The sequence below is a fragment of the Pedobacter sp. genome, from assembly GCF_041662865.1.
GTDB lineage: Bacteria > Bacteroidota > Bacteroidia > Sphingobacteriales > Sphingobacteriaceae > Pedobacter.
Genome location: NZ_JBAZRL010000005.1, coordinates 77,403 through 90,421 on the forward strand (window position 1 = coordinate 77,403; position 13,019 = coordinate 90,421).

Consider the following 13,019-nt stretch of genomic DNA (forward strand, 5'->3'; position numbering starts at 1 on the left):
AAATGATAATAAGGTTTATGCCCAAACTTTTTGACCAGGTTTAAGGTCTACACATCCATCGTAACGACCAGGGATTTGTACGTATTCATAAGCTTGTGTGGCACCAACTTCTGATGTAAAGTAGCCAAGCATTGTTAAATCTCTTGCAATTGCAAAAAACTGAGGTGTAGTTTTTGGTGGGTCTTTAACTGCCATTGGATTTCCAGCTCTCTCTTTCTCTGGTTTATTTCTTTCGATATCCATTTCTAGTTTAGCAGCTTTTTCATTCGCATCATTTTCTGTCTTTTGAGCAGCTACAGTTTCATCTCTAACTTTAGTAATGAGTTGTTCGCGTTCTTTAACTGAAATTTCTAGGAATGATTTGCCAAAGTCTTTTTTAGATCTGGTTTCAATATTTTCTAATCCTTTTACAAAAGCTTTCTGGGCATCCTCAGGATAGCATTCTTTTATCATCATACTGATAAATGGTCCAACGTTAGCAGCTTTTGCTCCGGGAGATTTTGCGGTTGTAGGAATAATGATATCAGCTATTTCTGAAATTAGCTTTTCTTGGTCTGAGGTAAATAGATTTGCACTATTTTTTCCAGGTTCATTGCAGCTATCAAATAAAGTGGCAATTGTTGTGGCTGATAAGGCTCCACCAATTAAAAAAGCTACACTTTTTACGGCTTCTCTTCTGTCCATATGATTTGGTTAGGTTTTGTGCAATTAAATTAGGTAAAATATATTAACATAAAGAACCACATTTAAAAATATATAACGATTTTAGGTTTTAATATTGTACAAAATACACTTAGGTGTATCGTAGGGCGAATAAGGCTTTGTAAAAATTAGTTTACATAATAAAACGTTTTACGTATTAACACATTTGCAGATTTTTTTACCTTTGCTGCATTACCCACATTGTATGATCGAAAAAATACTAGTACTTGGTTCTAACGGACAAATTGGTACTGAATTAGTTACAGCTTTGCGCAAGGGTTATGGAAACGACAATGTTGTTGCTTGCGATATCCGTAGACCTGATTATGAGACTAAAAATGCTGGTCCATTTGAATTTGTAAACGTATTGGATAAGGAAATTCTAAAAGAGATTTTCCAAAAATATAAGCCAACACAAGTTTATTTACTAGCTGCACTTTTATCTGCCACAGGCGAACAAAACCCAAAGTTAGCTTGGGATTTGAATATGAATGGTTTGTTAAATGTTTTGGATTTAGCATTGATTTATAAAACTGCTAAAGTGTATTGGCCAAGTTCAATTGCAGTTTTCGGACCAAATTCTCCAAAAGATCATACGCCTCAATATTGCACCATGGACCCAAATACGGTGTATGGTATTAGTAAATTGGCTGGCGAACGTTGGTGCGAATATTACAATCAGAAATATAATTTAGATGTGAGAAGTATCCGTTATCCTGGATTAATTAGCTGGAAAGCAGCACCGGGTGGAGGAACTACAGATTATGCTATTCATATTTTCCATGAAGCGTTAAAGAAAGGAAGTTATTCTTCGTTTTTATCGGCTACAACGGAATTACCAATGATGTATATGGATGATGCAATTCGCGGAACAATAGAATTGATGGATGCTCCGGCTGAACAAATTTCTATTCGTTCAAGTTATAATTTTGGCGGAGTTCACTTTACTCCAGAAGTATTAGCTGCAGAAATTCGTAAACATATTCCAGATTTTAAATTATCATATACGGCGAACGATCCACGTCAAGAAATTGCCAATAGCTGGCCAAAATCTATTGACGATAGTTTTGCTAAGAGAGATTGGGCCTGGAAACCAGAGTTTGATTTGGCAAAAATGACAGAAGACATGTTAACGAATTTAAAAAAGAGCTAAGAACTAAAACTGAAAGCAGAATAAAGTATTCAATACTATAAAAATGGGAAGAGCATTCGAATTTAGAAAAGAAAGAAAATTTAAACGTTGGGCAAAAATGGCCGTTCAATTTACCCGTATTGGTAAAGATATTGTAATGGCAGTTAAAGATGCTGGACCTCATCCAGAGACTAACTCTCGTTTGCGTACTGCTATGCAAAATGCAAAAGCTGTAAATATGCCAAAAGATAGGGTAGAAGCTGCAATTAAGCGTGCTTCAGATAAATCGATGGCCAACTACGAAGAAATTGTGTACGAAGGTTATGCTCCACATGGCGTTGCTGTTTTAATTGAAACTGCAACAGATAACACCAATCGTACCGTAGCAAATGTGCGTAGCTACTTTAATAAAACTAATGGAACTTTAGGTAAAACAGGTTCATTAGATTTTGTATTTAACCGTAAATCTATTTTCAGGTTCGCACCTGCGGAAGATTTAGATTTAGAAGAACTAGAATTCGAATTGATTGATGCGGGCTTGGAAGAGTTATATGTAGAATCTGATGAAGAAGGAAATGATATTGCAGTAGCTCAAGGCGCTTTTGAGAATTTCGGTTCTTTGCAAAAAGCTTTAGAGGAAAAAGGCATTGAGTTAAAAAGCTCAAAATTAGAACGTATTGCTTTGTCTCATCATCCAGTTTCTGAAGAACAAGCACTTGATGTATTAAAACTTATCGATAAATTGGAAGAAGATGATGATGTTCAAGCTGTTTATCATAATATGGCAGAATAACTCCTAATGATAGAAAAAGAAAAGGCTTCTAAATTATTCGAAGCCTTTTCTTTTAATTTATATTTACTTGTGATTACTGAATAACCAAGGAGTTAATTGAGGTTCTGCAAAAGCAGAATCCCAACTATTATGATTAGCTTTTAAGTAAATAGTGTATTTTGGCTCATGTCCTAATTTCTTTAATTCTCTATATACATTGTAAGATAATTGTGGATTTACAACATCGTCCAATCCTCCATGGAAAATCCATAAAGGAACATTTTTGTATTTTTGAGCATTTACTGGATTATCACCTCCGCAAATTGCAAATGCAGCCGCAAAAGTATGTGGTTTTCGTCTCAAAATTTCAAATGTTCCCATCCCGCCCATAGATAAACCACCAACATAAATCCTGGTTTTATCTACTATTGGGTTTTTAAAAAACTCATCTGTAAATTTAAGTAGCAACGACATTGATTTTTTGGGTTCGCCTCCTTTTTGAAAAGTGAAAAAACGCTTACCACTTACTTCTTCAATTTCTACATTAGACCAATAACTTTCCTCTGCACATTGCGGAAAAATAACAATAGCTGGATTAGTTTTTCTAAATTCATCAGTTAAAAAAAGCTTAGCGCCATGCGTTAATTGCTTTTCATTGTCATTTCCACTTTCACCTCTGCCATGTAAGAAAAGTACAACTGGGTATTTCTTCGTGGCATCAAAGTTTTCAGGGTATAAAATTCTGTATTTTAATGTATCAGTACCTTGAATGAAGTTTTCATTTTTGTACTTAGATAAATCTTGGGCAAAAGTCGAAGAAATGGTTAGACAAAATAATATAAATAGAATAGTCTTTTTCATGTTGCGCTTTTATGAATTCATGTTTGAAAGATTACTTCCTTAGTTTACTAATTTGAAATCAGCTTCTTTAACATCTTTAACATTTGGCCCTACAAATACTTTAAAATCGCCAGGTTCGGCTACAAATTTAAGATCACTAGTATAGAATTTCAAATCTTCTTCAGTCAGGTTAAATGTAACCATCTTACTTTCTCCAGGTTGTAATTTAATTTTTTGAAATCCTTTTAGTTCTTTAACTGGTCTGGTACTTGTCCCAACTAAATCACGAGTATAGAGTTGAACAATTTCTTCGCCAGCAAATTTACCTGTGTTAGTTACAGTAGTAGTAACTGTTATTTTTTGGTTAGGTTTTAATGTGTTTGAACTTAATTTTAAACCTTCATATGTAAATGTTGTATAGCTTAACCCAAACCCAAAAGGATATAAAGGTTCATTACTTACATCTAAATAATTGGATTTAAATTTTGTAAACCATTTTCCATCTGGCAAAGGCCTACCTGTATTTTTATGGCTGTAATAGATTGGAACTTGACCAATATTTTGAGGAAAAGTTACCGGTAATTTACCAGAAGGGTTAACATCTCCAAATAAGACATCTGCAATTGCATTTGTAGTTTGAATACCACCAAACCAAACATTTAATATGGCTGGCACATTTTCACTTTCCCATTTTATCGCTAATGGTCTGCCTGTAAATAAAACCAAAACAACCGGTTTTCCAGTTTTTAATAAGGCAGCTAACAATCTTTTTTGGCTTTCAGGGATTCCAATATCCGTACGGCTTGAACTCTCTCCACTCATTTCAGAGCTTTCTCCTAATGCCGCTATTACAACATCAGCTTTGCTAGCATTTTGAACTGCTTCCTTAATTAATTCACCTTCGTTACGGTTATCTCTAGGGATTTCCCTACCAAACATGGTCGAATTTATTTGCAGTGTTTCATCTGTGGTAAGATTTGAACCTAAACTGTAAACAATTTTCACATTATTACCACCTACATTTTTTAAGCCCTCTAATAATGAGGGTACTAAATTCATATCGGAGTTTACACTCCATGTTCCTGGCATATTGCTTTTAGTATTGCCTAAAGGACCAACTAACGCAATTGTGCCTGATTTTTTAAGTGGTAAGGTTTGATTTTGATTTTTTAGCAATACAAAGGTTTTGGTTGCTGCTTCTCTAGCAAATTGAATGTTGGCAGGAGTTAAAATTTCTTTTTTAGCACGCTCTTCATTACAGTATCTAAAAGGGTCTTCGAATAAACCCAATTTATATTTCGCTTGTAAAATTAAACGGCAAGCATTATCAATTTGAGCAGTAGTTACTTTTCCTTCTTTTAAAGATTGTTTTAGTGTTGATAAAAAACCTTCGCTTACCATATCCATGTCGGTACCTGCTTTTAAGGATAAAGCAGAAACAGTTTTTAAATCGCCCAAACCATGATCTATAAGTTCACTTACACCAGTATAATCAGAAACTACAAAACCCTTAAAACCCCATTGTTTACGTAAAACATCAGTTAATAACCATTTGTTAGCAGTTGCAGGCACTCCATTAATATCGTTAAAAGAAACCATAATACTACCAGCGCCAGCATCAAGTGCAGCTTTATATGGAGGTAAATAATCGTTATACATTCTGTCCAAACTCATATCGGTAGTATTATAATCTCTACCAGCTTCTGCGGCGCCATATAAGGCGAAATGTTTTACACAAGCCATAATGGTGTTGTATTTAGATAAATTGTCTCCCTGATAGCCTTTAACCATTACCTTGGCAATTTGAGAGCCTAAGTAGGTGTCTTCTCCGCTTCCTTCTGCAATTCTTCCCCACCGTGCATCGCGAGCAATATCAACCATAGGAGAAAATGTCCAGCTTAAACCATCTGCGCTAGCCTCAGTAGCTGCAACACGAGCCGTTTTTTCTATTAAAGATAAATCCCAACTTGCAGCTAAAGCTAATGGAATTGGAAATGTAGTTTTATACCCATGAATTACATCTTGCCCAAAAATTAAAGGGATTTTTAATCGACTTTTCATCGCAATTTCTTGCGTTTTACGAATTTTATCAGGGGTTGTCATGCTGAAAATCCCGCCTACATTACCTTTTGCAATTTTAGATTCTACATCTGTACTTACAGCTGCACCAGTTGTGGCTTCTCCACCAGTTAATAAGTTTAATTGCCCAATTTTTTCATCAATAGTCATTTTAGAAAGTAATGAATTGATAAAAATATCCATTTTGGATTGAGAGGCAGGAATTGTCTTTTTAGTTTGCGCTGATGAATTTATGGCAACAAGCGCTAATAAAATAAATAAGGAATTTGCTCTTTTCATTTGTGTGTTTATCATTGTTAACTATTAATCGGCTTTTAATATTTTGGTTTTTTGCGATACACCATTTTCGTTTATTGCTTCTATGGAGAAATAATAAGGCTTTTGATTATCCATTGCTTTAAACCAATACTCATTAAAGTCGTGTATCATTATGCAGTTGTACAATTTGTCTGGAGAAGTGCCATAGTATAAATTATAGGCAAAAGCATTATCTACAGGCTGCCATTTAATGTATGCACTTCGTTTATCTTTTTCGGTCCTTAATACAATTAGATTTTTAACTGTATTGGGCTTTTCTCTGTTTCCGTTTCCGAAAACCCGTAGTCCACTAATAGCAAATTTTCCAGTAGGCATGTGAATATTTACCAGCTTTATAAATTTTGCTTGTACTGGCTTTTCCAATTCAACATAATCATGGGGGACATCAGTTTTATTTTGGCTTTTATCAACTAGTAATGTCCATTTTTTCCCATCTAAGGATGAAAATATTTTATATTGATGAAATGTGCCAGTCTGTTTGCCAATAAACTCTACATCTTGATCAGCATAGTTTATTTGTATGGCATTTACAGTTGAAATATTGCCAAGATCAGTTTGGATCCATTCTCCATTTGCTGAAGATTTGGCACTCCAATAGGTTTTGATATTCTCATCTACTGCGTTATTAGCAAAAAAGCTACCTAATGTAGATGATACGATGACAGGTTTTTTATAGTTTAATAACATCCATCCTGGTCCAGAATTTTCTCCTCTCTTTTCTGAAGGGAGATACAGTGGGTAATCGCCAAATGCAGTATTGCAATACATTATGTCATCTTTGTCGAACCCTGCTGGCCATATCCCCATTCTTCTTTCCCATGTGTTTTTTACACAAATGATACTTGTAGAAATGTGCCAATAGTTTTTGTAATTGTCCTGAAATGTAGAGCCGTGTCCAGCTCCGCGAGAGAATCCCCCAGGTTTATAACTCAAAGGATCTGATTGAGGTGTAAATGGACCGAGTGGACTATTGCCTACAACTACACCATCTGCGTAACCACTAAACTCGGTTCCTGGTGCACCATATTGTAAATAATATTTTCCGTTATGTTTGGTCATCCAAGCACCTTCGATAAAAGGATCTAAGAAAGTATTGTCCATGTTTTCACCAAATCTTTGCCAACCATATCTGTCTCCCTGCAACAAATACATTTCTTTTCTTGTGCCTATTGGTTGCATGGTTTTACGATTTAACTCAATGCCATATAATGGATATTGATTGCTACTACCGTTATACATATAGAACCTTCCGTCATCATCTGTAAAAAATGCAGGATCCCAACCACCTATTTCTAAAGAATCTACTAATGGTTTCCATTCATTTGCTTTTGGATTGGTGCTCATCCATAAAGTGAAGTTCTTAGTATAAGTACTACCAAAAACCAGCATTGTATCTCCAATAATACCAACTGCAGGGGCACATAATTCATCTAAGGATTTATTCCAAGGTCTTAGAAATTTCTTTTCATGGAATTTCCAATTTAACATATCGCTACTCTGCCAATATCCCCATTGATTGGTGCTAAACAAATAAAAATCATTCTTAAAATTTACAATAACTGGGTCAGCTGTTGCACGATGTTTACCCCATTCTGCGAAAGTTGGGAAAGGGGTGTATCCATAATCTACATTTATTGGATTGCAAAACGTCTTTTGTTTCTGTGCAAATGTTGCAGATAAACAGACAAAAGTGAACAATATGAAGATTATCCTTTTCATTATTTTTTTGCTGCATTGGTTTCGAAACCTAATTTATCTAATGCTTTTTGAACTTCTGGCGCACTCATAAATAATTTCCACAGTAAACCAGTTCTTCCATTTTCGATCATTACTACAATAGGGCCTTGATCAATGCCTAAATATCTTTTTGGATACCAATTTGCGGTTTCGCTATACGCATCGTAAAATCCATATTCACCCCAAACTTTATCTCCCAAATCTTCATATAAATGTCTAATCATTTTCATTGATTCTTTTGGCGTATAAGGATAAGAAGCTAAAGCAGCTGTTGGAGAAATTACGCCAACATCATTTGATGGACTGTGTGCCAAATAGCCTTTTATAGAATAACTTGCAGTTAAACCCCAAGAAACATCACCATAACCTTTATATTTTTTTGGGTTCGCTAAGGCATAATCGTAATTAATTAATGCGTGGTTTGTGTTTTCTCTCCAATAATCTGCATAACGATCTTTTAAGCCTTTCGGATTTAATCCTAAATATGAATATTGAGACCAAAACAAAGGACCCACGCTATTTTTTTCACCATTATGTGCTAATTTAATCTCATGTCCGTATAGGCTGAAATCAGTGTTAATTGCACCACTTTTAGCCCAACCTTCGTGGTAAACTTCTGCCGGAATAGTATGTGTAGGTGAGGCAGCAGCCATTATGTACATAATTAAACATTCGTTATAACCAGTTACTGGGAAATTCATTTTCCAGCCAATATTAGGTGACCAATGCCAGTACAATACATTTTTTCCTCCGTTGCGATACCAATCAAAGTCTACCTCTTTCCACAATTTGTCTATTTGTGCAGCTAGTGCTTTTTCTTGTACATTGCCGTCTTTAAAATATTGGCGAACGCAAAGTAAACCTTGTAGTAAGTAAGAGGTTTCAACTAAATCTCCGCCATCGTCGTTCTTGCCAAATGGTTTTACCTTCCCAGAAGGATAAATCCAATGTGACCAAGCGCCATGAAAGCGATCTGCTTTTTCTAGAAAGTTTACGTTTTTTTGCAAACGCTCAAAACCTTCTTTACGAGTAATGAATTTACGTTCAATTGCCACTAGAATTGACATGACACCAAATCCAGATGCTCCTGAAGCAATTACATCTTTGTCTTTATCCGGGTAAACATTATCACTATGATATCTTTCTCTAGCTAAACCAGAGATAGGTTCAGCGCCATCCCAAAAATAATTAAAGGTCTGTTTTTCTACAAGAGTAAGTAATTGATCATCACTCAAGTTTTTTTTAATAACAAGTGTATTTTTTTGCTGAGCCTGGCTACAGCTGCTTAATATTAATAGTAAGATTGATATATAAATAAGTCTCATTTATGTTGGTGTGGAGTTTCCTAATGGGGTAATTTTATAAATTGGGACTTGTAAACCCTAAGTTTTTCATGCCTGTTTTTACTTCTGGTGCACTCATAAATAAATTCCAAATTAATTTGGTCCTATAGTTTTCTATCATTACTACAATTGGTCCCTGATCAATTGCTAGTGTTGAATTCGCAAACCATTGATTTTGTAAAGAGAACGAATCATAAAAGCCATATTCACCCCAAGTTTTATTTCCTAATTTATAATAGAAGTATTTAAGTGCTTGCATTGATTCTGTTGGTGTATATGGAAATGAAGAAAGTGCTGCTGTTGGTGCAATTACGCTTACGTCATTATTAGGCGAGCTAGCAGTATATCCATTTTGAATATCACTTGCGGTTAAACCCCAACAATTTTCACTGTAACCATAGTAGTTTAAGGGGTTAGCTTTGCAGTAGTTATAATTTATTAAGGTATGCGCTTTAGTTTGTGTTTCGTAATTGGCATATGTATCAACTAAACCTATTGGATTAATACCTAAAAAAGAATAGTGAGCAAAGAATAGTGGACCTCCATTTGCTGAGCCTAAGGGAAGCTGAACTCCATAATAACTATTACCATTTTTCATAGCTCCATTTTGTGCCCATCCATTATCATAAACAGTTTTAGGGATTGAAGAAGATGTTGAAGCCGCCGCCATTACATAAGTTATTAAACATTCATTCCAACCTTTTATAGGTAAATTCATATCCCAATTATACGTTGGGCTCCAATGCCAATACAATGTGTTACTATTATCTTTTCTATACCAAGCCCATTCAACTCCATTGTAAATTGCATTGATATCATTTCTTAATGCAGTTTCTATAACATCACCTCCGTTAAAATATTGCCTTGCCGTAATTAATCCTGCCATTAAATAAGATGTTTCTACTAAATCGCCACCGTTATCTTTAGTGCTAAATGGAATAACTTTTCCTGTATTTCCATCTAGCCAATGTGGGTATGCACCATGGAAACGATCTGCAGTTTTAAGAAAACCTACAATTTTCTGCATCCGAGTAAGACCTTCAGCTCTGCTAATAAAATTACGACTTACACCAGTTACTAATGCCATAATTCCGAAACCAGACCCGCCAGAGGTAACGGTGTTACCAGCCGTATTTCTTTCTCGTGCTAAACCACTTGTTGGATGGCCAAAATCCCAAAAATACTTAAAGGTTTGTTTTTGAACTAAAGTGAGAAGATCATCATCGCTTATTCGAGCAAACTTGTCAGTATCATCTACCGCAGTGATTAATGTTAATGTAATACTCGATTGTAATTTATTGCCAGTTTTGGATAAAAGGCCAGTATTTACTGTTAAAATATATTTTGTAATAGGTTGTAAGGCATTAGGAGTTATGACAACCGTATTATCGTTATTCTCTAAGGTTGGAGTGAATGCTATTGCATTACCTGAAATATCATTAATTGAAACATTTCCGCTAACGGAAGATAAATTAATAGGTGATGAGAAAGTGATTTTTATGATGGGAATACTATTTAAGCCATAATAGGTGAAACCATTATACGTTCCATTTACTTTTAGATCAGCAAATGAATAAGTTGTTGGAGGAGGTATTACAGGATCTATTGGGGTAGGAGCACTACTTTTTTTACAGGCAAAAAAAACAACAGAGATAATTAGGATGTAGATATATATTTTGTTCATTACGCTTAGTTAAAAAAGGGTTGCCATTATAGCAACCCTTCTAATTTGTTATTGCCTCTGAGTTTAAAGGATTTTATTTTCCTCTACCTTCAAGTTTTGCTAAAGAGCTAATCTCATCATCGCTTAACGCTTTATTGTAGATTCTCACTTCGTCTAACATACCTACTAAATAACTTGCCCAATCTTGTTTGCCAGTACCAGTTGTTAAGCTTGGTGTAGTTTGAAAGTGGACGGTTCCGAAAACCATTTTACTTGCATTTTGGAATGTTAACGGACCATTGCCAGCAATTATTTGAGTAGCGATTTTTGATCCGTTAACATAAACTTTATAAGTAGAACTAACTTGATCATAGCTAATTACAATGTGATTCCATTTATCCCAAGGACTAGTCATTGCATAATTACCCAACCAGTTATCAACACCATTATTGTTTACATGGATTTTTAGGTTGCCAGAAGCAGCAGTTCCGCCGTTTTCGAAAAATACAGTCATGTTTCCCCAAAATGCAGTTGTATTTGATATATCAACCAAGCCAACAATACCTTTGTCATTTAAAGGCATGTTTTCCCAACAGCTTATGGTAAAGCTTTTCAAGCCTTGAACAGCAGTTGGCGTATTTGAAGTAACATAAGCATTTAACGCACCTTTTAACGCTTGCCCTTTAACACCGACTGCAAATGTAGTTCCGGCGTTAGTACCTACAGTATTTGATTTGCTTTCATTAAAATTCCCATCGAAAGACCAATAAGCAACTAAGTTAGTTGGAGCAACTTGATCAGAACTAGTATAACCACCTATATTTAAGGCAGGTGCATAGCTAGCTGGATCAAAATCTTTTTGACAAGAAGAAAACCCTAAAGCTCCTAATGCCAACAATATAAAATATTTTGTTTTCATATCTTTTTTAAATTAAGCGATTAATAATTTGGGTTTTGAGTTAATTTACCTGCACTTTTATCAATCTCTGTTGAAGGAATTGGCCAAACTTCATTTTTACCAGCTTTCCAACCTTTAGGTCCAAAAACTGCCGTACCACGACCTTGACGAATGACATCAAAATAACGATCAGATTCCATGGCTAACTCCACTTGTCTTTCTTTCCAAATAGCCTGACGAATAGTTTCTTTATCTGTAGAAGTTACATCAGGCAAGACACCTACAACACCACCTCTTGCACGAGCTCTTACTTTATTTAAAGAGGCTTTTGCGGTTGTTGGATCGTTTAATTCATTTGCAGCTTCTGCATTCATTAATAATACATCTGCAAAACGAATTACTCTAACATTTTGTTGACTACCCTCATTGTATCCACTTACAATTGTATTGAATGGAACATATGATTTCTGATTATACATTGGGTTGTCGCCAGTTGCTGGAATTGCATCACCCTCTGGTGTAGTTTCACCTCTAAAAATAATTGTAGCGTCTCTTCTAGTATCTCCAGCTTCGAAAGCCGCAGCTAAAGTTGCAGTTGGAACATTAAAGCCCCAACCCCCTACAGTACCTCTTACACCTTGTACTTGACTGTATTGTGAGTTAGATGCAGCAGCATTATTTAACAACAATTCACACTGAATTTCAAAAACAGACTCAACACTATTTTCGTGATTTGTACGGAAACCCTGTTCAAAATTTGGATATAAATCATAACCCAAGGTTTTTACCGTATTTGTTAACGAAAGAACCAAATCCCATTTGGCTAAATACATAGCAACTTTAGCATGTAAAGCCAATGCAGCACCTTTTGTAGCTCTACCTAAATCTGCCGAACCGTAAGTTGCAGGTAAAACTGCCGCTGCATCATCAAGATCTTTCTCAATGGCAGCATACACTTGCGCTTTTGGTGTTCTTGCCAAATTAAACTCAGCAGCATCTTTAGGTACATTTAAACGTAAAGGAACATCGCCAAATGCTCTAACTAATCTAAAGTAAGAATACGCACGAATAAATTTTGCTTCAGCTAGATAGCGTGATTTAAGGTTAGCATCCATACTAATTGCAGGGATATTATCTAATACTTGGTTACAAAGGTTAATGTTTTGATATTGACCTTCCCAAAATCCTTGTAATTGACCTTCGGTAGATGATACTGTAAAGTTATCAAAGCTATTTAAATAACTCGCGTCATTTGCAGAGCTTCCTTTTTCAGCATCATCGCCACCTATACTTTCAACAGCCAATGCTGGGAAAGCTGTATTTGCCCAATTTCTAATATTTGCATAAATAGAATTTACAGCTTTTGTAGCGTCACTTTCAGTTTTCCAAAAAGTAACGGCTGGCTGTTGAGCTTGAGGATCTACATCTAAAAAGCTTTTTTTACATGCAGATACTATAAAAAGAGTTGAAAACAATGTTAGTAATCCAATCTTCTGTATAACTGTATTTTTATAATTTATTTTCATGGTTTTTGA

10 protein-coding genes are annotated in these 13,019 nt (G+C 35.2%); 2 read left to right on the forward strand and 8 right to left on the reverse strand.

The annotated features are described in order from the left end of the window. Positions 1 to 15: 15 nt before the first annotated feature. Entirely contained in the window at positions 16 to 684 is a 669-nt protein-coding gene (locus tag WC622_RS03175; RefSeq protein WP_372817213.1) for a gluconate 2-dehydrogenase subunit 3 family protein, read from the reverse strand. 223 nt (positions 685 to 907) lie between these two features. On the opposite strand from WC622_RS03175, the gene WC622_RS03180 reads away from it, so the two are divergent. Next, entirely contained in the window at positions 908 to 1,855 is a 948-nt protein-coding gene (locus tag WC622_RS03180) for an NAD-dependent epimerase/dehydratase family protein (RefSeq protein WP_372817215.1), read from the forward strand. Between the two features lie 43 nt (positions 1,856 to 1,898). Further along, the gene (locus WC622_RS03185) at positions 1,899 to 2,627 is read left to right on the forward strand and encodes a YebC/PmpR family DNA-binding transcriptional regulator (protein WP_372817217.1); all 729 of its coding nucleotides are present in this window, start codon (positions 1,899 to 1,901) and stop codon (positions 2,625 to 2,627) included. Positions 2,628 to 2,690: 63 nt separating this feature from the next. Here WC622_RS03185 and WC622_RS03190 read toward each other — a convergent pair whose 3' ends face one another. The 7 genes from WC622_RS03190 to WC622_RS03220 form a co-directional block, all read right to left on the reverse strand. After that, the gene (locus WC622_RS03190) at positions 2,691 to 3,467 is read right to left on the reverse strand and encodes a prolyl oligopeptidase family serine peptidase (protein WP_372817219.1); all 777 of its coding nucleotides are present in this window, start codon (positions 3,465 to 3,467) and stop codon (positions 2,691 to 2,693) included. Between the two features lie 39 nt (positions 3,468 to 3,506). Continuing rightward, on the reverse strand, positions 3,507 to 5,819 hold the full coding sequence (gene bglX / locus WC622_RS03195) for a beta-glucosidase BglX (RefSeq protein WP_372817220.1): 2,313 nt from the start codon (positions 5,817 to 5,819) through the stop codon (positions 3,507 to 3,509). Positions 5,820 to 5,828: 9 nt separating this feature from the next. After that, positions 5,829 to 7,562 (reverse strand): family 43 glycosylhydrolase, encoded by a 1,734-nt coding sequence (locus WC622_RS03200; RefSeq protein ID WP_372817222.1) that lies wholly within the window; start codon positions 7,560 to 7,562, stop codon positions 5,829 to 5,831. After that, a complete protein-coding gene (locus WC622_RS03205; protein ID WP_372817224.1) occupies positions 7,562 to 8,905 on the reverse strand; it encodes a glucoamylase family protein in 1,344 nt (447 codons plus the stop codon). Before WC622_RS03205 ends, WC622_RS03200 begins: the two co-directional genes overlap by 1 nt. Positions 8,906 to 8,939: 34 nt before the next feature. Beyond that, positions 8,940 to 10,607: a glucoamylase family protein gene (locus tag WC622_RS03210; protein WP_372817226.1), complete on the reverse strand. Its 1,668-nt coding sequence runs from the start codon at positions 10,605 to 10,607 to the stop codon at positions 8,940 to 8,942. 73 nt (positions 10,608 to 10,680) lie between these two features. Continuing rightward, positions 10,681 to 11,505 (reverse strand): LamG domain-containing protein, encoded by an 825-nt coding sequence (locus tag WC622_RS03215; RefSeq protein ID WP_372817228.1) that lies wholly within the window; start codon positions 11,503 to 11,505, stop codon positions 10,681 to 10,683. 20 nt (positions 11,506 to 11,525) lie between these two features. After that, on the reverse strand, positions 11,526 to 13,010 hold the full coding sequence (locus WC622_RS03220; RefSeq protein ID WP_372817230.1) for a RagB/SusD family nutrient uptake outer membrane protein: 1,485 nt from the start codon (positions 13,008 to 13,010) through the stop codon (positions 11,526 to 11,528). Between the last annotated feature and the right edge of the window lie 9 nt (positions 13,011 to 13,019).